Source organism: Noviherbaspirillum agri, assembly GCF_054780595.1.
Map to the genome: position 1 here is coordinate 449554 of NZ_BAAGWA010000003.1, position 20468 is coordinate 470021.

The 20468-nt window shown below is 59.0% G+C and carries 22 protein-coding genes; 21 read left to right on the plus strand and 1 reads right to left on the minus strand.

From position 1 onward, the window contains the following. The first annotated feature begins 8 nt into the window (after positions 1-8). Positions 9-998, plus strand: coding sequence for a branched-chain amino acid ABC transporter permease (locus tag ACYVIA_RS07535; RefSeq protein WP_460839459.1), 990 nt, complete (start codon positions 9-11; stop codon positions 996-998). Positions 999-1057: 59 nt separating this feature from the next. Here the strand turns inward: ACYVIA_RS07535 and ACYVIA_RS07540 are convergent, their stop codons facing one another. Then, positions 1058-2224, minus strand: coding sequence for an iron-containing alcohol dehydrogenase (locus tag ACYVIA_RS07540; RefSeq protein ID WP_460839727.1), 1167 nt, complete (start codon positions 2222-2224; stop codon positions 1058-1060). 259 nt (positions 2225-2483) lie between these two features. Here ACYVIA_RS07540 and ACYVIA_RS07545 point away from each other — a divergent pair, with 259 nt between their 5' ends. The 20 genes from ACYVIA_RS07545 to hemE all read left to right on the plus strand — a co-directional run bounded on the left by ACYVIA_RS07545 (position 2484) and on the right by hemE (position 20318). Then, complete coding sequence (locus tag ACYVIA_RS07545; RefSeq protein ID WP_460839460.1) at positions 2484-3305, plus strand: hypothetical protein; 822 nt, start codon at positions 2484-2486, stop codon at positions 3303-3305. A gap of 141 nt (positions 3306-3446) precedes the next feature. Beyond that, entirely contained in the window at positions 3447-5372 is a 1926-nt protein-coding gene (mnmG, locus tag ACYVIA_RS07550) for a tRNA uridine-5-carboxymethylaminomethyl(34) synthesis enzyme MnmG (protein ID WP_460839462.1), read from the plus strand. After that, positions 5372-6031, plus strand: a complete 660-nt coding sequence (gene rsmG, locus ACYVIA_RS07555; RefSeq protein WP_460839463.1) for a 16S rRNA (guanine(527)-N(7))-methyltransferase RsmG — start codon at positions 5372-5374, stop codon at positions 6029-6031. The genes mnmG and rsmG overlap by 1 nt, the downstream gene beginning before the upstream one ends. Positions 6032-6033: 2 nt before the next feature. Beyond that, a complete protein-coding gene (gene leuE / locus ACYVIA_RS07560) occupies positions 6034-6666 on the plus strand; it encodes a leucine efflux protein LeuE (RefSeq protein WP_460839465.1) in 633 nt (210 codons plus the stop codon). A 6-nt stretch (positions 6667-6672) separates the two neighbouring features. Further along, positions 6673-7443: a ParA family protein gene (locus tag ACYVIA_RS07565; RefSeq protein WP_460839467.1), complete on the plus strand. Its 771-nt coding sequence runs from the start codon at positions 6673-6675 to the stop codon at positions 7441-7443. A 12-nt stretch (positions 7444-7455) separates the two neighbouring features. Further along, positions 7456-8352, plus strand: a complete 897-nt coding sequence (locus ACYVIA_RS07570) for a ParB/RepB/Spo0J family partition protein (RefSeq protein ID WP_460839468.1) — start codon at positions 7456-7458, stop codon at positions 8350-8352. Between the two features lie 10 nt (positions 8353-8362). Beyond that, a complete protein-coding gene (locus ACYVIA_RS07575; RefSeq protein WP_460839470.1) occupies positions 8363-8917 on the plus strand; it encodes an RBBP9/YdeN family alpha/beta hydrolase in 555 nt (184 codons plus the stop codon). Positions 8918-9077: 160 nt separating this feature from the next. Next, positions 9078-9416, plus strand: a complete 339-nt coding sequence (locus ACYVIA_RS07580; RefSeq protein ID WP_460839472.1) for an ATP synthase subunit I — start codon at positions 9078-9080, stop codon at positions 9414-9416. Between the two features lies 1 nt (position 9417). After that, entirely contained in the window at positions 9418-10239 is an 822-nt protein-coding gene (gene atpB, locus ACYVIA_RS07585; protein ID WP_460839474.1) for a F0F1 ATP synthase subunit A, read from the plus strand. Positions 10240-10330: 91 nt separating this feature from the next. Next, positions 10331-10576, plus strand: a complete 246-nt coding sequence (atpE, locus tag ACYVIA_RS07590) for a F0F1 ATP synthase subunit C (protein WP_019139942.1) — start codon at positions 10331-10333, stop codon at positions 10574-10576. A 73-nt stretch (positions 10577-10649) separates the two neighbouring features. Beyond that, entirely contained in the window at positions 10650-11120 is a 471-nt protein-coding gene (locus tag ACYVIA_RS07595; protein WP_460839477.1) for a F0F1 ATP synthase subunit B, read from the plus strand. Between the two features lie 2 nt (positions 11121-11122). Then, positions 11123-11656 carry a F0F1 ATP synthase subunit delta gene (locus tag ACYVIA_RS07600; RefSeq protein ID WP_460839478.1) on the plus strand — a complete coding sequence of 178 codons (534 nt, stop codon included), beginning with the start codon at positions 11123-11125 and terminating at the stop codon, positions 11654-11656. A gap of 49 nt (positions 11657-11705) precedes the next feature. Continuing rightward, the gene (atpA, locus tag ACYVIA_RS07605) at positions 11706-13241 is read left to right on the plus strand and encodes a F0F1 ATP synthase subunit alpha (protein ID WP_460839480.1); all 1536 of its coding nucleotides are present in this window, start codon (positions 11706-11708) and stop codon (positions 13239-13241) included. 27 nt (positions 13242-13268) lie between these two features. Next, on the plus strand, positions 13269-14138 hold the full coding sequence (gene atpG, locus ACYVIA_RS07610; RefSeq protein WP_460839482.1) for a F0F1 ATP synthase subunit gamma: 870 nt from the start codon (positions 13269-13271) through the stop codon (positions 14136-14138). A 33-nt stretch (positions 14139-14171) separates the two neighbouring features. Further along, positions 14172-15572 carry a F0F1 ATP synthase subunit beta gene (gene atpD, locus ACYVIA_RS07615; protein ID WP_460839484.1) on the plus strand — a complete coding sequence of 467 codons (1401 nt, stop codon included), beginning with the start codon at positions 14172-14174 and terminating at the stop codon, positions 15570-15572. Between the two features lie 114 nt (positions 15573-15686). Next, the gene (locus ACYVIA_RS07620) at positions 15687-16109 is read left to right on the plus strand and encodes a F0F1 ATP synthase subunit epsilon (RefSeq protein ID WP_460839486.1); all 423 of its coding nucleotides are present in this window, start codon (positions 15687-15689) and stop codon (positions 16107-16109) included. Positions 16110-16186: 77 nt separating this feature from the next. Beyond that, positions 16187-16621 (plus strand): CoA-binding protein, encoded by a 435-nt coding sequence (locus ACYVIA_RS07625; RefSeq protein WP_460839488.1) that lies wholly within the window; start codon positions 16187-16189, stop codon positions 16619-16621. A 300-nt stretch (positions 16622-16921) separates the two neighbouring features. Beyond that, positions 16922-17719, plus strand: a complete 798-nt coding sequence (locus ACYVIA_RS07630) for an SGNH/GDSL hydrolase family protein (RefSeq protein ID WP_460839490.1) — start codon at positions 16922-16924, stop codon at positions 17717-17719. 618 nt (positions 17720-18337) lie between these two features. Then, complete coding sequence (locus ACYVIA_RS07635; RefSeq protein WP_460839492.1) at positions 18338-18835, plus strand: hypothetical protein; 498 nt, start codon at positions 18338-18340, stop codon at positions 18833-18835. A gap of 385 nt (positions 18836-19220) precedes the next feature. Beyond that, positions 19221-20318, plus strand: a complete 1098-nt coding sequence (hemE, locus tag ACYVIA_RS07640) for a uroporphyrinogen decarboxylase (RefSeq protein WP_460839494.1) — start codon at positions 19221-19223, stop codon at positions 20316-20318. Positions 20319-20468: the final 150 nt, after the last annotated feature.

Genomic DNA, 20468 nt, shown 5'->3' on the forward strand with positions numbered 1-20468 from the left:
AGTTGGAAATGAACAAGAAAGTCGGATATGCCATTGCGCTGGCCGCGGCGCTGGCCTTGCCGTTCTATATGTACCCGGTGTTCCTGATGAAGGTGCTGTGCTTTGCGTTGTTTGCGTGCGCCTTCAACCTCTTGATCGGCTTCACCGGCCTGCTGTCGTTCGGCCACGCCGCCTTCTTCGGCGGCGCCGGCTATGTCGCCGGCCATGCGCTGAAGGTGTGGGGCCTGCCGTTCGAGCTGGGGCTGGTCGCCGGCATTGCTGCGGCCGCCGTCATCGGCCTGGTGATGGGCCTGCTCGCGATCCGCCGGCAGGGCATCTACTTCACGATGATCACGCTCGCGCTGGCGCAGATGCTGTACTTCGTCGCGTTGCAGGCACCGTTTACCGGTGGCGAGGATGGCTTGCAGGGCGTGCCGCGCGGCAAGCTGCTCGGCGTGGTCGACCTTGGCAATGACTTGACCTTGTACTACGTGGTGCTGGCAATCTGCATCGGCGGCTTTGCCCTGATCGTGCGCACCGTGCATTCGCCGTTCGGGCAGGTCTTGAAGGCGATCAAGGAAAACGAGCCGCGCGCGATCTCGCTCGGCTACGACGTCGACAAGTACAAGCTGCTCGCGTTCGTGCTGTCGGCCTCGCTCGCCGGCCTGGCCGGTGCGACGAAGACGGTCGTGTTGGGCTTCGAGACGCTGACCGACGTGCACTGGAGCATGTCGGGCCTGGTGGTCTTGATGACGCTGGTCGGCGGCCTGGGTACCTTGACCGGCCCGATCGTCGGGGCAGTGGTGATCATTGCGCTGGAGAACAAGCTGGGCGACTTCGGCAACTGGATGGCGGAGCTGACGACGATCGAATGGTTCCGTTCGATCGGTGAATCGGTGACGATCGTTACCGGCTTCATCTTCATCGTCTGCGTGCTGGCATTCCGCAGGGGGATCGTGGGGGAGATTGGTGCATTAATGAAACGCCGGCCTTCGAGTCCCGCGCACTCAGCTCACTGAGCTAATAATTATTCGAAAAAACCGGCAGCCAATCTGCCGGTTTTTTTTGCTCCGTACTTTTACAAAGCTGCAGCGTAAATTGCCCGCGCGTCTTCACGTGAAACCTGACGCGGGTTATTTGTCAGCAAACGTGTCTGTAGCATGGCGTCGTCGGCGAGGCGGTCGAGATCCGATTCGGCGATTCCCACTTGCCGCAGGCGGGTTTCGATACCGGTACGTTGTGCAATCTCATCCATGCGGTCGATCAGCGCCTGCGTGCGGGCTTCCGCACTTCCGGTAGCACCGGGCGCGACGATTTCTGCCAATTCTGCATACAAGGTCGCTGCATTCGGAGCGTTGAAGCGCAATACATGTGGCAGGACCAAGGAGTTCGATAACCCGTGCGGCACATGGAAAATCCCGCCGATCGGGTAGGCGAGGGCGTGTACCGCGGCGCATGGCGCATTGGCAAAGGACTGGCCTGCGAGCATCGCACCGAGCAGCATTGCTTGGCGGACCGCGAGGTTTTTCCCATCTTCACAGGCGGTAACGATATTCTCCGAGAGAAGCTGTAGTGCCTGCCGCGCCAGCATGTCCGACAGCGGGTTCTTTTTAATCTTCGTTGTATAGGCTTCGATGGCGTGCACCATTGCGTCGATGCCGGTTGCAGCGGTCACTTTGGACGGCAGGCCAACCGTCAGCTCGGCATCCAGAATAGCCAGGTCGGCATACAACTGCGGTGAGACGACGCCCATTTTGGTCGTTGCTCCGGTGGTTACGATCGAGATCGGCGTGACTTCGGAGCCGGTTCCCGCCGTCGTCGGGACCTGCACCAGCGGCAGGCGGCGGCCTTTAACATTGCCAATGCCGTACATGGATTTCAGATCCTGTTCGCTGTTCACCAGCACGGCAATCAGTTTGGCGACGTCCATCGAGCTGCCGCCGCCAATGCCGATGACGAGGTCGATTTCCTTTTTCCGTGCGTCTTCCACGGCTTTCATGACGACCGCTTCCGGCGGATCTGCGATAACGTCTGAGAAGATGCTGACGGTCAGGCCGGCTTGACCGAGGCTGGCGATGGGAGATTCGAGCAGCCCGGTCTTCAGAAAACCAGCGTCGGTGACGATGAGCGCATGACGCGCGGCGGAAAAGTGATGCCTGACGGTAGCGCCGAGGCGGGTAGAGGCACCGGGTTCGGATACGAGGTGCGGTACGGTGCTGAAAGTGAACGCTGCAGAAGTGCTCATCATCTCTCCTTTTTGTAGGTTACTGATTGTAGCAATGCGGCTTGCAGTAAACATTGAAGCAAGGATCTGATCGCGCAAAAAAGCGGGATAAGGTTACTTACAAATATTTGCTGCAGCCGTTGTGCATTTGGTATAGCGCGGCAGGACACACGTCGTTACGATAGACATTTCCTGCTTGCAAGATACCTCGCGAAGCAGCAGGGTAAGTGTCAAGGTCAGTCATAAGAAGAAAGTTTTATGTTTCACGTGAAACATACCCTTGAAAGGTTTCATCATGTTTGATCCGTCGGTTATCTTTCAGCGCACGCATGAAGGACGTGCTGAAATAAAACAAAAAAGCCATGGACTGACGCAAAGTGAACGCCTGGTGCTGATCATGGTGGATGGCGTATCGACTTACCAGCAAGTGCGCGACAAGCTGCCGTCCCTGACCGACGACCGCTTCAATCGCGGACTTCGCAAGCTCCATCAGAAAGAACTGATTCTCGAGGTGTTCATGCCGACCGAGGAAGCCGAGGCCGAGCATCTGGAGCAGGAGGTAATCGACCGATTCCTGCATCAGGACGCACTCGACCCGGTGACGATCATCATGTTTGACCCCGAGGATGAGCTGGGCGGTATATCCGCTCCGGCCGTGTCTCCCTACCAAAAACTGCTCGAGAAAACGCCTTCGGCAGCACAACCACTACCGCAGCTCGAACCCCAGTGGTCACGGCAAGAGCCGGCCCAGCCTGCACCGCAAACAGCACCGCAAATAGGTGCAGTCGCTCAGGCAGCTTCTGAAGCCGCTGTCCTTGAGCCCCAAGAAATCCATACGCCGGCTGCGTCAGCCGAGTCCGCGCCGCCCCCGGTGGAGGCGCTGGACGACGTTCATAAGGAAATGGTGGATCTCCTGGCGGAGGAGGTGAGGCAGAGAAATGTGGCGAGACCCGCACGGATGGCTGGACGCCCTGAGGCTCCTCCTCTCAACATCCTACCGCCCAAGCCGGCCGAGCGAAGAAGTTCCTCGGTACAGCTGCACTGGGGCTATTGGATGATGGGCATCGGCGCAACGTTTATCGTTGGCTATTTCGTACTTTAGATTCAAAATCGGTTTGTTTCACGTGAAACAAACCGTCATGCGACAGACCGTTGATCGTGGCACCGATTAAAAACACTTTATAATCTCGCCTCTGGCGCATACGGCGCCACTCCTGTCTATTGCGTCTCGCCGAGGCGAACTATGTATTTTCCAACCGAATTTGATGTCATCGTAGTGGGTGGTGGCCATGCCGGCACCGAAGCTGCGCTCGCCTCGGCCCGCATGGGCCAGAAAACACTGCTGCTCACCCACAATATCGAAACCTTGGGGCAGATGTCCTGCAATCCGTCCATCGGCGGCATTGGCAAAGGACACCTGGTGAAGGAAGTGGACGCGCTTGGCGGCGCGATGGCGATTGCCACCGATGAAGCCGGCATCCAGTTTCGTATCCTGAATTCATCCAAGGGTCCTGCGGTCCGCGCCACACGTGCGCAGGCTGACCGCATCCTTTACAAGAAAGCGATTCGCGGCCGCCTGGAGAACCAGCCAAACCTCTGGCTCTTCCAGCAGGCAGTTGACGACCTGATGGTGGAGGGCGATCGTGTCGTTGGCGCCGTGACTCAGGTGGGTATCCGTTTCCGCAGTCGTGCCGTTGTGCTCACCGCGGGAACCTTCCTTGATGGAAAGATCCACGTCGGCCTGAACAACTATGCTGCCGGCCGCGCCGGCGACCCGCCCGCTGTATCACTTTCGGCGCGGTTGAAGGAATTGAAGCTTCCACAGGGCCGCTTGAAGACCGGCACGCCGCCACGCATTGACGGCCGCAGTATCGACTTCTCGGTGTTGGATGAACAGCCCGGTGATCTCGATCCGGTACCGGTATTTTCCGTGATGGGCTCGGCTGACCTTCATCCTCAGCAGCTGCCGTGCTGGGTCACGCACACCAACGAGCGCACGCATGACATCATCCGCAGCGGACTTGACCGCAGCCCGATGTACACCGGCGTCATCGAAGGCGTCGGTCCGCGTTACTGTCCGTCGATCGAGGACAAGATCCACCGCTTCGCCGACCGCACCTCGCACCAGATCTTCCTCGAACCGGAAGGCCTGACCACCAACGAGTTCTACCCGAATGGCATCTCGACGAGCCTGCCGTTCGACGTGCAGCTGGCGCTGGTGCACTCGATGCGTGGCCTGGAGAATGCACACATCCTGCGCCCCGGCTATGCGATCGAATATGACTACTTCGACCCGCGCGGCCTGAAAGCCTCGCTCGAAACCAAAGCGATCCAGGGTCTTTTCTTCGCCGGACAGATCAACGGCACCACCGGCTACGAAGAAGCGGCTGCGCAAGGACTACTCGCCGGACTGAATGCCGCACTCTTCACGCAGGAGCGGGATGCCTGGACGCCGCGCCGCGACGAAGCCTACCTCGGCGTCCTCGTCGATGACCTGATCACGAAGGGCGTGCAGGAGCCGTACCGCATGTTCACCAGCCGCGCCGAATACCGCCTGAGCCTGCGCGAGGATAACGCCGATCTGCGCCTGACGGAAATCGGCCGCCAGCTCGGCTGCGTCGGCGATGCCCAATGGGCGGTTTTCGAGAAGAAGCGGGAAGCGATCGCTCGGGAGCTGGAACGCCTGAAATCGACATGGGTGAACCCGCGTCTCGTCTCAGAAGCAGAAGCGGAACGCGTCTTAGGAAAAGGCATTGAGCGCGAGTATGCGCTTACTGATCTCCTGCGCCGCCCGAACGTGCGCTACGAAAGCCTGATGACGCTGAAAGGTGTCGACGGCCAGGAACTCGCCGGTCCGGCTGTCGACGACGAAGCGGTGCGCGAACAGGTCGAGATCCAGGTGAAATACGCAGGCTACATCGACCGCCAGGCACGCGAAGTCGAACGTCACGACTACTACGAAAACCTGAAGCTGCCGACGGTACTCGATTACATGGAGGTACGCGGCCTGTCCGTCGAAGTGCGCCAGAAGCTGAACAAGCATCGCCCGGAGACGCTGGGCCAGGCGTCGCGCATTTCCGGTGTCACGCCGGCGGCAATTTCGCTGCTGCTGGTGCACCTGAAGAAGGGCGGTTTCAAGGAATTCAGCGACGCGCAGGTGGCCACGTAATGGCGGGCTTCGACCGTGAGCAACTGACCCGTACGCTCGCATCCGGTGCGAGCGAACTGCACATTACACTCAGCGGCACCCAGCTTGCGCGACTGATCGACTACCTCGCGCTGCTGGTGAAATGGAATGCCGTCTACAACCTGACGGCCGTGCGCGACCCGGCACAGATGGTGACGCAGCATCTGCTGGATTCGCTGGCGGCAGTACCCGCATTCGCAGGCGCGAAGCAGGTGCTGGATGTCGGTGCAGGCGGCGGTTTGCCTGGCATCGTGCTCGCGATCTGGGCGAAAGAGGCGCAGCCCGACATGCGCATCTCGCTGATCGACACGGTGCACAAGAAGACCGCGTTCCTCACGCAGGTCAAAGCAGAACTGGGCCTCACCAACGTTACCGTGCACACCGCGCGTGTCGAGCAGCTGCAGGTGCTGCACAAGTTCGACATCATCACATCGCGCGCGTTTGCCGAACTGGCCGACTTCGTCACATGGTCTGGCCATCTGCTGGCAGAAGGAGGACGCTTCATCGCATTGAAGGGCGTGATGCCGAATGAGGAAATCGCCCGGCTGCCGGCAGGCTGGAAGGCAAACACCGTGCAGCCGCTGCACGTGCCCGGTCTCGGCGCAGAGCGCCATCTGGTTTTCATTGAAGCAGGAGCGTGACAATGAGTGCGTTGTTTCATTCCATGGGCATCACCGACATCTGGCAGCTGATTGCTGCGACGATGGTCTTCCTGATGCTGCCCGGCCCCGGCACCTTCTGCGTGCTCACATCGACCGGACAGCACGGCCTGCGCGGCGGATTTGCATCGCTCGCCGGCCTGATGCTTGGCGATGCAGTCCTGATGTTCCTTGCGGCGATCGGCGTCGCTGCGCTGCTGAAGGCAAACGCGCTGCTGTTCCAGGGAATGCAGTACCTCGGTGCAGCGTATCTCGCTTACCTCGGCATCAAGCTGTTGACGGCGAAGCAGGGGCAGGGCGGGGCAGTCGTGCCTTTCTCCGATGCTGCTGACTTCCGGCGCGGCTTTCTCGTCACGCTCATCAATCCGAAGGCGATCGTGTTTTACATGGCGTTCTTCCCGCTCTTCATCAATCCCGCCACGCATCAGGGCAGTTTCACGTTCCTGACGATGGCAGCGGTCATTTCCACTTGCACCCTGTTTTACGGCAGCCTGCTCGTCATTGCTGGCAATGCAGCCGCCAAGCGTCTTGCACGCAATCGCCGCATCGCCGCTTTTGCCTCGAAAGCAGCGGGCGTTTTCCTGATCGGTTTCGGCGTCAAACTCACCACTAACTAAAACAATATGGCCAAAATATTCTGTGTCGCCAACCAGAAGGGCGGCGTCGGCAAGACCACCACCGCAGTGAACCTCGCCGCAGGACTGGCGGCACATGATCAGCGCGTACTACTCGTCGATCTCGACCCGCAGGGTAACGCGACGATGGGCTCGGGCATCAACAAGGCCACGCTCGAAGCCTCCGTGTACGAGGTCCTGCTCGGCATGTCGGATATCAAGACTGCGCGCAAGACCTCCGAATCCGGAAAGTACGACGTCTTGCCCGCCAACCGCGAACTGGCCGGTGCGGAAGTGGAAATGGTTGAGCTCGAAAACCGCGAAAAGCGCCTGAAAGACGCCATCGCAGAAGTCGACACAGAATACGATTTTGTCCTCATCGATTGCCCGCCGGCGCTGTCGATGCTGACGCTCAACGGCCTGTGCGCAGCCCACGGCGTGATCATCCCGATGCAGTGCGAATACTACGCACTCGAAGGCCTGTCAGACCTCGTCAACACCATCAAGAAGGTGCATGCCAAGCTCAACCCTGACCTGAAAATCATCGGCCTGTTGCGCGTGATGTTCGACCCGCGCATGACGCTGTCGCAGCAGGTATCGGCGCAGCTCGAGCAGCACTTCGGCGACAAGGTCTTCAAGACCATCATCCCGCGCAACGTGCGCCTTGCCGAAGCGCCGTCCTACGGCATGCCCGGGGTGTCCTTCGATCCCGCATCGAAAGGCGCGCAAGCCTATATCTCGTTTGGTGCGGAGATGGTCGACCGCATCAAGTCAATGTAACCGGTAAAGAAGATGGTCACGAAAAAATCCAAGGGCCTCGGGCGCGGACTCGAGGCATTGCTCGGCGGCTCCTCTGACATCAATGAAGCGGTGCCGAGCGTACCTGGTGCGCCGTCATCGCTGAACGTCACGCAAATGCAGGCCGGTAAATACCAGCCGCGCACACGCATGGACGAAGGCGCACTGAACGAACTTGCGGCATCGATCAAGGCGCAAGGACTGATGCAACCGATCCTCGTGCGTCCCCTCGCAAATGGCGCCAACAAATACGAGATCATTGCCGGTGAGCGGCGTTTCCGTGCAGCCCAACTTGCCGGCCTGACCGAGGTCCCGGTATTGGTCAAGGATGTCGATGACCAGGCTGCTGCTGCGATGGCGCTGATCGAGAACATCCAGCGTGAAGACCTCAATCCGCTGGAAGAGGCGCAGGGTATCCAGCGCCTGATCACTGATTTCGACTTCACCCATGAACAGGCAGCCGGTGCTGTGGGCCGCTCACGCAGCGCCGTCTCCAATCTCCTTCGTCTGCTGAACCTCGCCAAGCCGGTGCAGACGATGCTGATGGCCGGCGACATCGACATGGGTCATGCCCGCAGCCTGCTCGCCGTCGATTCCGCGACACAGATCACGCTGGCCAACCAGATCGTCGCCAAGCGCATGTCCGTGCGCGAAGCGGAGAAACTGGTCGCCCGCGCGACGACGGAGCAAGCCTCCGGCAAACCGCGCGCCGGAAAAGAAAAGTCGCGCGATCTCACCCGCCTTGAAGAGGAGTTGTCCGACGCCCTCGCCACACAGGTCTCGATCAAGCTCGGTGCCAAGAACAAGGGCCAGCTCGTCATCGACTTTGCCGATCTCGATGCACTCGACGACCTGATCGCAAGGCTGCGCGCGGAAAGCTCTCCGGCGTAAACCTCACAAGATGAACCACACCATCCTTATCCTGCCCGGCCTCTACAACTCCGGCGAAGGCCATTGGCAGACGGTGTGGGAATCACTGCTTCCCAATGCACAACGCGTGCACCAAACGGACTGGAATACCCCGGATTGCGCACGCTGGGTCGCGACCCTCGATGCCATGATCGCTGCAGCCGACCGACCGGTTGTTCTTGCCGCCCACAGCCTCGGTTGCGCACTCACCGCGTGGTGGGCGAAGGAATGTGGCACCCGGCCTCATGCGGCAAAAGTGAAGGGTGCGCTCCTAGTCGCACCACCTGACGTCGAGCATCCTTCCTTCCCGGCGTTCGTCAGCGGTTTTGCTCCCATGCCGCGAGCGGAGCTTCCTTTCAGGTCCATCGTTGTCGCCTCCTCCAACGACCCCTGGTGCGTCCAATCGAAGGCGCAGCACTGGGCTGCCGAATGGGGCGCGCAGTTCAACGACATCGGCCCGCGCGGTCATATCAATGCCGACAGCGGACTTGAAAACTGGCCTCAGGGACTGCTCTGGATGAACGCATTGCAGGACGTCCTACCGTAGTTTTACCGTATGCCGTCAAGGGATTACGCGACCTGTCGGCGTTTGACGATGACTGTGGAAAACACTTATAATCCCGTGGTTTGACAAAACGCACCACCCTGAACACCGCGGCCCGTAGCGGGAGCCAAAAGCCCGACGGATTGCATGACTCTGGACCGATATGCTTCGCGTTGTCCTGCTGCAATTTACGACTACGGTGATTGCCGGCCTTATTGCTGGCTTGCTCGGTGGCGTTCATGCGCTGATATCAGCGCTTCTCGGTGGGCTGTGCTGTGTAGTGCCGAATGGCTTGTTTGCCTTGCGTCTGTTTGTAGGCGCGCGCAAGCCGGGCGCTATCAATCCGATGACGTTTTTCATCGGTGAATTTATCAAGATTGCATTAACGATTGCGCTTCTGGGCGCAGTGGTTTGGCTGTACCGCGATTTGAACTGGCTGGCGCTGATCGCCGCCTTCATCGTGGCGCTGAAGAGTTACATAATCTTATTATTTAGGCACTGACATGGCATCCACAGGACACGCTCCGACACCATCAGAATACATAGTCCACCACCTCGGACACTTCTCCACCAAGCACCAGGACAAGATCGTCGATTTTTCGATCATCAACATGGACACGGTTTTCTGGTCCGTCGCGATGGGCGTACTCGGCTGCTTCATCATGTGGCTCGCAGCACGCAAAGCGACCTCGGGTGTGCCGGGCCGTTTTCAGGCCTTCGTCGAAATGGTCGTCGAAATGGTCGAAGACCAGTCCAAGTCCATCGTGCATGGTGACCGCCGCTTCATCGCTCCACTGGCATTGACCGTGTTCGTGTGGGTTGCACTGATGAACTCGCTCGACTTCCTCCCGGTCGACATGTTCGCATCCCTGTTCGCGCTGCTCGGCCTCGAAAACGTCATCCCATATCACCGCGTCGTTCCGACCGCTGACCTCAACGGCACGCTCGGCATGTCGCTCGGCGTCCTCGCTGTCGTCATCTATTACAACCTGAAGATCAAGGGTGTTGGCGGCTGGCTGCACGAGTGGCTCGCAGCACCGTTCGGCATCTGGATGGCACCGTTCAACGTGCTGCTGAATGCAATCGAATATCTGGCACGTACCGTTTCCCTCGGCATGCGACTTTTCGGCAACATGTACGCCGGCGAACTGCTGTTCCTGCTGATCGCGCTGCTCGGCTCCATGGCGACGGCCTTCGGTTTCATTGGCCACGTGATCGCCGGTTCGATGTGGGCAATCTTCCACATCCTGATCGTATTGCTGCAAGCCTTTATTTTCATGATGCTGACCCTGGTGTACATCGGCCAGGCACATGAAGCTCACTAAGAGCACGAAAGAATCGAAAGATAGTAGTAGTAAAGAAGTTCGTTTTTAGCTTTTCAATTTTGTTTTAACTTAACCTTTTAAAGGAATTCAAATGACTGACGTATCTTTTGTTGCTCTGGCTTGCGGTTTGATCATCGGCCTCGGTGCTATCGGCGCATGTATCGGTATCGCATTGATGGGCGGTAAATACCTGGAAGCATCGGCACGTCAGCCTGAGCTGATGAACACGCTGCAAACCAAGATGTTCCTGCTGGCTGGTCTGATCGACGCGGCGTTCCTGATCGGTGTTGGTATCGCAATGTTGTTTGCATTCGCGAACCCGTTCGTTGCGGGGTAATTCGGCTCCTTAGCCGACTCTCAACTGCCGAACCTTCGTGTTCGGCATTCGTTACTCTGAGAAGGAAAACACCGTGAACTTAAATGCAACCTTGTTTGCGCAGTTCGTGGTCTTCTTCATCCTCGCCTGGTTCACGATGAAATTCGTGTGGCCACCGCTGATGAAGGCGCTCGACGAACGCGCCGAGAAGATCGCGAATGGACTGGCTGCCGCTGACCGGGGCAAAGCAGAAATGGCGGCCGCAGAAAAGCGCGCGCAAGCCGAACTGGCTTCCGCCCGCGACGAAGGCCAGAAGCGCATTGGCGACGCAGAAAAGCGCGCCGCAGCGATTATCGAAGAAGCCAAGAAAACTGCAGCTGACGAAGCCGCGCGCATTATCGCCGCCGCCAAAGCTGATGCAGAACAGCAAGTTACTCGTGCACGTGATGAACTGCGCGGCCAGGTCGCGAGCCTCGCGGTTCGTGGTGCCGAGCAGATCCTGAAGCGTGAGGTGAATGCAGCGGCACATGCCGACCTGCTGAACCAACTCAAGACCGAGCTGTAATCATGGCCGAACTCGCAACGATTGCTCGTCCTTACGCAGAAGCACTCTTCCGTGTCGCCAAGTCTGGCAATCTCGCTGCCTGGTCTGACCTCGTGTCGGAGATGGCAGCAGTTGCTGCCCTCCCTGACGTCAAGTCTTTCGCCAGCAATCCGAAGCTGACGGATAAGCAGGTTTCCGAAACGTTCCTGTCCCTGTTGAAGTCCAATGTCTCCCCCGAAGCGAAAAACTTCGTCGGGATGCTGGTCGAAAATGGCCGCCTGACTCTGTTGCCGGAAATCGGCAATCAATTCCACGCATTGAAGAATGCAGCGGAAGGCGCGGCGGATGCGGAAATCACGAGCGCGTTCGAGATGACCGACGCACAAGTGAAAGACCTGGTGGCGACGCTGGAAAAGAAATTTGGCCGCAAGCTCAATCCGACCGTGAAAGTGGATAACTCCCTGATCGGCGGCGTACGTGTCGCAGTCGGCGACGAAGTGCTCGACACTTCCGTCCGCGCCAAGCTGCAGAACATGTACGTTGCGCTCGCATCGTGATTGATGGCTACGCCAGCGTAAGCAGAGATTAAAAAATTTAGGAGTTAACATGCAACTCAACCCGTCTGAAATCAGCGAACTGATCAAGAGCCGGATTCAAGGCCTTGGTGAAGGCGCTGAGATTCGCAATCAAGGCACGGTTATTTCCGTGACCGACGGTATCTGCCGCATCCACGGTCTGTCCGACGCGATGCAAGGCGAGATGCTGGAATTCCCGGGCAACACCTTCGGCCTCGCTCTGAACCTCGAGCGTGACTCCGTTGGCGCCGTTATCCTGGGTGAATACGAGCACATTTCCGAAGGCGACACCGTCAAGTGCACCGGCCGCGTGCTGGAAGTGCCGGTTGGCCCGGAACTCGTTGGCCGCGTCGTCAACGCACTCGGCCAGCCGATCGACGGCAAAGGCCCGATCAATGCAAAACTGAGCGACGTGATCGAAAAGGTCGCACCGGGCGTTATTGCACGTCAGTCCGTGTCCCAGCCGATGCAAACTGGCCTCAAGGCAATTGACTCGATGGTGCCGATCGGCCGTGGCCAGCGTGAGCTGATCATTGGCGACCGCCAAACCGGTAAGTCGGCCGTCGCGGTTGATGCCATCATCAACCAAAAGGGCCAGAACATGACGTGTATCTACGTCGCGATCGGCCAGAAGGCATCCACCGTCAAGAACATCGTGCGCGCTCTTGAGCAGCACGGCGCGATGGAGTACACGATCGTCGTTGCCGCCACCGCATCCGAATCCGCAGCGATGCAATACATCGCCGCCTACTCCGGTTGCACGATGGGCGAATACTTCCGTGATCGTGGCCAAGACGCACTGATCATTTATGATGATCTGTCCAAGCAAGCTGTTGCATACCGTCAGGTTTCGCTGCTGCTGCGCCGTCCGCCGGGCCGTGAAGCGTATCCGGGCGACGTGTTCTATCTGCACTCCCGTCTGCTCGAGCGCGCAGCTCGCGTGAACCCCGACTATGTCGAAGCGTTCACCAAGGGTGAAGTCAAGGGCCAGACCGGTTCGCTGACCGCATTGCCGATCATCGAAACCCAGGCAGGTGACGTGTCCGCATTCGTTCCGACCAACGTGATTTCGATTACTGACGGCCAGATCTTCCTGGAAACTTCGCTGTTCAACGCCGGTATCCGTCCCGCGATTAACGCCGGTATCTCGGTGTCCCGCGTCGGTGGTGCAGCGCAGACCAAGGTCATCAAGGGCCTGTCCGGTGGTATTCGTACCGACCTCGCACAGTACCGTGAACTGGCAGCGTTTGCGCAGTTTGCTTCCGACCTCGACGAAGCAACCCGCAAGCAGCTCGACCGCGGTGCACGCGTGACTGAACTGCTGAAGCAGACCCAGTACTCGCCGCTGCCGATTTCGCTGATGGCTGTGTCGCTGTTCGCCGTGAACAAGGGTTACTTCGACAGCATCGACGTGAAGCAAGTGCTCGCCTTCGAATCCGGCCTGCATAACTTCATGAAGACCAGCCACGCCGCTCTGCTGCAGAAGATTGAAGATACCAAGCAACTCGATAAAGACGGCGAAGCAGCACTGGCCGCCGCGATTGCCGACTTCAAGAAAACCTTCTGATCACTGGAGCTAAAGGAGTAATTACTCATGGCTGCAGGTAAAGAGATACGCGGCAAGATCAAGAGCGTAGAGAATACGAAGAAGATCACCAAGGCGATGGAAATGGTCGCCGCATCCAAAATGCGCAAGGCGCAAGACCGGATGCGTTCGGCCCGTCCTTACAGTGACAAGATTCGTAATATCGCCGCTCACTTGTCGCAAGCCAATCCGGAGTACACGCATCCGTTCCTCGTCAAGCAGGACAGCGCAAAAACGGTGGGCGTCATCGTCGTTACGACCGACAAGGGTCTGTGCGGCGGTATGAACACCAACGTGCTGCGCCTGTTGACGAACAAGGTGCGTGAGCTCGAAGGGCAGGGCAAGAAGATTGAAGCAGTCGCAATCGGCAACAAGGGTCTCGGTTTCCTGAACCGCATCGGCGCCAAGGTCGTGTCGCAGGCAATCCAGCTTGGCGACACGCCGCATCTGGAAAAGCTGATCGGCCCGGTCAAGGTGCTGCTCGATGCATACCAGGAAGGCAAGCTCGACGCGGTCTATCTGTTCTATACCAAGTTCATCAACACGATGAAACAGGAACCGATGCTGGACCAGTTGCTGCCGTTGTCGTCTGACCGCATGGAAGCTGACAAGAACTCGCACTCGTGGGATTACATCTACGAGCCCGATGCTCAGTCCGTGATCGACGAACTGCTCGTGCGTTATGTCGAGGCACTGATCTACCAGGCGGTTGCAGAGAACATGGCGTCCGAGCAATCGGCGCGTATGGTTGCGATGAAGGCTGCTTCCGACAATGCCGGTAATGTGATCAGCGAGTTGAAGCTTGTGTACAACAAGACTCGTCAGGCTGCAATTACCAAGGAACTGTCCGAGATCGTCGCCGGCGCGGCTGCGGTTTAACTAAAAGAATCTACTTATATTGAGGGAACGAAAATGGCTGAAGGCAAAATCGTTCAGTGTATCGGCGCTGTGGTGGACGTGGAATTCCCCCGCAATGCGATGCCCAAGGTGTACGACGCCTTGAAAATGGAAGGCTCCGCGCTGACCCTGGAAGTGCAGCAGCAGCTGGGTGACGGCGTGGTCCGTACCATTGCGCTGGGCTCCTCCGACGGTCTGCGTCGCGGCATGCTGATCAAGAACACCGGCGCGCCGATCTCGGTGCCGGTTGGTCCGGCAACGCTGGGCCGCATCATGGACGTGCTGGGCAACCCGATCGACGAACGCGGTCCGGTCAACGCAGCAACGACCGCATCGATCCACCGCAAGGCTCCCGCGTACGACGAACTGTCGCCGTCGCAGGAACTGCTGGAAACCGGCATCAAGGTGATTGACCTGGTTTGCCCGTTTGCGAAGGGTGGTAAGGTCGGTCTGTTCGGCGGTGCAGGTGTGGGCAAGACCGTGAACATGATGGAACTGATCAACAACATCGCGAAGGCACACTCGGGTCTGTCCGTGTTTGCCGGCGTGGGTGAGCGTACCCGTGAAGGTAACGACTTCTACCACGAAATGGCGGATTCGAAGGTCGTTGACCTCGACAACCTGGCCAACTCGAAAGTGGCGATGGTGTACGGCCAGATGAACGAGCCGCCGGGCAACCGTCTGCGCGTGGCACTGACCGGTCTGACCATTGCGGAATCCTTCCGTGACGAAGGTCGTGACGTTCTGTTCTTCGTCGACAACATCTACCGTTACACGCTGGCCGGTACCGAAGTGTCCGCGCTGCTGGGCCGTATGCCTTCCGCGGTGGGTTACCAGCCGACGCTGGCCGAAGAAATGGGCCGCCTGCAAGAGCGTATTACGTCGACCAAGACCGGTTCGATTACGTCGATCCAGGCCGTGTACGTGCCAGCCGACGACTTGACCGACCCGTCCCCGGCAACCACCTTCGCGCACTTGGACTCCACCGTCGTTCTGTCGCGTGACATCGCTGCTCTGGGTATTTACCCTGCGGTTGACCCGCTCGACTCCACGTCGCGTCAGCTCGACCCGAACGTCGTCGGTGCAGAGCACTACGAGACCGCACGTGCCGTTCAGGGCACGCTGCAGCGCTACAAGGAACTGCGCGACATTATCGCGATTCTGGGCATGGACGAACTGGCACCGGAAGACAAGCTGGTCGTGGCACGCGCTCGTAAGATGCAGCGTTTCCTGTCGCAGCCGTTCCACGTTGCTGAAGTGTTTACCGGCTCGCCGGGCAAATACGTTTCGCTGAAGGACACGATCAAAGGCTTCAAGATGATCGCTTCGGGCGAACTCGATCACCTGCCGGAACAAGCGTTCTACATGGTCGGCACGATCGAAGAAGCAATCGAAAAAGCCAAGAAGATACAGTAATCGGGCGCGGCGCAGTGCGCCGCCGCAAGTCGCGCACAGTAGGATGTGCGTGGCCTGATAGCGGCGGCTGCATCCAAACGGTCTGGTCTTCAGACGAACAGCAAAGGTTCTAACATGGCACACACTATTCACGTAGACGTCGTCTCCGCCGAAGAAGAGATCTTCTCCGGCGAAGCCGAATTCGTCGCGTTGCCGGGTGAAGCAGGTGAGCTGGGTATCTATCCTCAGCACACGCCGCTGATCACGCGCATTCGTCCTGGTGCGGTACGCATCAAGGTGCCGGGCCAAGCCGAAGATGAATTCGTCTTCGTTGCGGGCGGTATCCTCGAAGTGCAACCGAACAATGTCACCGTGCTGGCCGATACCGCTATCCGCGGTCACGACCTGGACGAAGCGAAAGCGGCTGAAGCCAAGAAGTTGGCGGAAGAGGCGCTGGCGAACCGCGAATCGGAAATCGACTATGCAAAGGCACAGGCCGAGCTTGCGGCCGCCGTTGCACAGCTCGCAGCGATCGAAAAACTGCGCCGGAAACGCTAATTCGGTGCTGGCATTACAATGAAAAGGCAGCTTCGGCTGCCTTTTTTTCTTCGTAGTTCTCTGCAAGCGGAATTGCCATGATCCAAAAAGAAAAATCCATCCCGGACATCCTTGGCGAAAGCCGGACCATCGCCGTCATCGGTCTCTCTTCTCATCATGACCGCCCCAGCCATGAGGTAGCGGAGTATATGCAGCGCCACGGTTACCGCATCGTGCCGGTCAATCCGACCTACGCAGGTACCCATATTCTCGGTGAGCATTGTTATGCGACTTTGACCCAGGCCGCCGCAGCACTCGCCGAGACAGGGAGCAGTATTGATATCGTCGACTGCTTCCGGAAACCGGAACACATCCTGCCGGTTGTGGTCGAGGCCATCGCCATCAATGCACACTGCGTCTGGATGCAACTTGGCGTGGTTGATCATGCTGCCGCCGAGAAGGCAAGGACAGCCGGCCTTGCGGTGGTGATGGACAAATGCATCAAGATTGAGCACGCCGCGCTTCAAGCCTAGCAAGATCGATGTCACCCGCAGAGCGGGAAGCGGCATACGCAGCACGGCGCCCAGTCCATGTGCCAACAGATAGCGCGGCACCAGAACTGAGCGCAGCTCCAGTGTAACTAACAACAGAGCGTTGCTGCAGCCCGCCTTCTCCTCGGCGAAGCCATCGGCTCCCAGCCGTGCGCCCAGGACGCCACGCCGCCTTCGACGTGTTGTACAACCTTATTTCGCAAGTAACTATTTCGCCCGGAATCGCCCAGCCAGACCTGAAATTGTTCTTGCAAGACGATCTTCCTTTCATGCATACGCTCCATGCGTCATTACCTGCCTGAGCTCATCGCGATACCGCTACTCCCGTTTCTGATTGCGCAGGGAAAGTATGTACGTCGAGTCACCCCGCGCCTGCCGGAAGCCATGGGACCAACGACCGGAGTCGCCGGCGAACATCATCCGGGCCGTACGCTTTCCCTGCTCGCGGTAGGCGAATCACCGGTAGCGGGCGTCGGTGTCGATACGCACAACGACGCAATCACCGGGCAACTCGCTCATACGCTTGCAGTGATGCTGTCGCGACCTGTTGTGTGGCGAGCCTACGGCAAGAACGGTGCGACCGCTGCGGAAGTGCTGGAGGAGATTCTGCCGACAATTCCCACGCTGCCGGTCGATGTCGTGCTGGTCGCCCTTGGTGTCAATGACACGACGGCGTTTCGGACGATTACGCACTGGCGCACCGATCTGCATGCCGTGCTGGCTGCAGTCGCAGAACGTTGCACACCGCGACTCATCCTCGTGTCCGGTGTGCCGCCACTTGCGCATTTTCCGGCATTGCCGCAGCCGCTGCGCTGGGTCATGGGCCTTAAGGCACATTCGCTTGATATCGCGGCTGCCGAACTTGCTCTGAAGACGCCACGCACCGTCTATGTTCCCCTCGCGCTCGACACAAGTGATGCCACAATGATGGCGCGTGACGGCTACCATCCGTCCACAAAGGGCTGCACCGAGTGGGCGCGCCTGCTGGGTGACGCCTGTGCCAGCGCCCTTGAGCGTGCAGGACCGGATTCCGCCGTGGTCAGCGGAGCGTGTGATCTGGAACTGGGACAGCGCGACTGAAGTAAACGCCAGCCTGCGATACACAGCGATACGCAGCGATACGCCATAGCGGCATGCGGCAAGGAGGGTAGCGCGCACCCTTTACTAGGTCGTGTTTGACAAGCTACTGCGCGACCCGGATTGATGTCTGCGGTGCTCGGCGTACCAGTCGTACGCGTGCGCTCCTCGACACCACTCCGAACCGCTCGCTACACTTGTCAAACACAGCCTAGCGCGGTTTCGCCCTGACCTGCTCGCCGATGCCGGGCGCCTTACCTCCGTCACTACGTTGCGTGGGGGCCTCCGAGGCCTCCTTGTCATAGCCCGGAGGCACCGAGCCCGCTACGCCGCGTCGCCGCGCCTTGTTACGAAGGCAATCCGCCTCGGCTTCGTTTGAGCCAGTCAGGACGAAACCATTCTAATGCAGACGGATGCTTGTCGGGATGTGGCTTCAGGAACGGCGCATCGCGGTGTTGGAGGCCGCTTGCAGTATCCGTACTGTGAGCCGCGCCGATGGTTGGGCTACGGTAGCCACCGATGGGAGGCAGCCCCGCGCTGGCTCATGAAAGCTTCTGCGCACCGGCAACGGCGATGCCCGCAAAGAACTGTACGATAGCAAGAGCGCACCGGGAGGACGCTATGGAATTCATCATCAATCCTGCTTTCTGGGAAACCGCCAGCTTTGTCGTGACCGTGTTCGGCCTGCCGTTCGCGATCTTCCTTTTCCTGTACGAGCAGCGCAAGGAGCGCGACGCCGAGGATGAGGAGGCGTACCAGTTGCTGCAGAACGCCTATAACGATTTCCTGAAGATCGTCCTCGACAATCCTGACCTTCAGCTGCGCAGTACCGGAACGCGTCTCGACATGACCGACGAACAGCGTGAGCGCACGCTGATCATCTTCGAAATGCTGATTGCACTTTTCGAACGTGCATATATCGTTTCGTATGAGCCGGACCTCAAGGGCGTCGCACTACGCCGGTGGAATTCCTGGGATGACTACATGCGCGAATGGTGCCGCCGGGAGGACTTCTACTTTTTGCTGCCGCAACTCCTGCGCGGAGAGGACCCGGACTTCGCAGCCTACATTCGCCGTTTGGCCGATGAGGAACATCGGAATACCTTGCTTGCGGGGTAAGAAGGCACGCAGTAGGCGAACGTGCGCGAAAACAGAGCAGCGGCTGCTCCCGAGAGCGTCATGAATCGACGCCTCCCAAGCGCAACGTAATCTTCAGCGTTGTCGCTGACGACCACTGCGCAATCACGCTGCCCCGGCCAGCATCACCTCCCTGACCGGCACCATCCATTTCGTACTGCAAGGCTCGCCATGTTGTGCCGCCTGCGTCCTTGCAACCTCCCTGCAACGAAACAAGCGACGCAGGTCAATTTTGCAAACGTCTAGAATTCCGGAGCAAATTTTCCCGATTCAGACGCCGGAACGGCGAGGCAAGCCAAGGCACAGAAGCGACCACGAGTGCATGTCATCGGCGATAATGGCGGCTTACTGAAAGGCGATCCCCATTATGTCCAATCAATTTGCTCCCCTGAAGAACGATACCTTCCTGCGCGCCTTGCTGCGCCAGCCGACTGAATACACGCCGCTGTGGCTGATGCGCCAGGCCGGCCGCTATTTGCCGGAATACTGCGCCACCCGCAAGCGCGCCGGCTCCTTCATGGGACTGGCCAAGAGCCCCGATTTCGCCACCGAAGTCACGCTGCAGCCGCTGGACCGCTATGCGCTGGACGCGGCGATCCTGTTCTCCGACATCCTGACCGTGCCGGATGCGATGGGACTCGGCCTGTACTTCGCCGAAGGCGAGGGCCCGAAGTTCGAGCGCCCGCTGCAAGACGAAAAGGCAGTGATGGCACTGCAGCTGCCGCAACCGGGTTCGCTGCAGTACGTGTTCGATGCGGTCACGCAGATCCGCACCGAGCTCAACGGCCGCGTGCCGCTGATTGGCTTTTCCGGCAGTCCGTGGACGCTCGCCTGCTACATGGTCGAAGGCGGCGGTTCGGACGACTTCCGCCGCGTGAAGACCATGCTCTACAGCCGTCCGGACCTGATGCACCACATCCTCAAGACCAATGCCACCGCGGTCGCGCAATACCTGAATGCGCAGATCGACGCCGGTGCGCAGGCGGTGATGATCTTCGACACCTGGGGCGGGGTGCTGGCCGACGGCATCTACCAGCAGTTCTCGCTGGCGTACATGCGCGCGGTGGTCAGTCAGCTGAAGCGCGAGCACAACGGCGTGAAGATCCCGGCGATCGTGTTTACCAAGGGCGGCGGCCTGTGGCTGGAGCAGATTGCCGACATCGGCGCGGATGCGGTGGGATTGGACTGGACCGTGAACCTGGGCGAGGCGCGCAAGCGTGTCGGGCACAAGGTCGCATTGCAGGGCAACCTCGATCCGAACGTGCTGTTTGCCGGACCGGAGCAGATCCGTGCGGAAGCGACGAAGGTGCTGGAATCGTTCGGCAAGCCGTCTGCACACGCCGGCGGCAGCGGCCATGTGTTCAACCTCGGGCATGGGATTTCGCAATTCACACCGCCGGAAGCGGTGTCAGTGCTGGTCGAGACCGTGCACGAAGTCAGCGGAAAAATGCGCGCCGGCGGCTAATGGCAACACACGTCTTGTGACGCATGTGGAAATCTATCGCAGACGAAACACTTTCCGACGGACTTTACCCGCTTATTCACAATGATGGGCCAGCGGGAGAGAAGAAAAAAATTTATTCGTATAAATTTTTCTTCTCTCCAATGCTTTCGT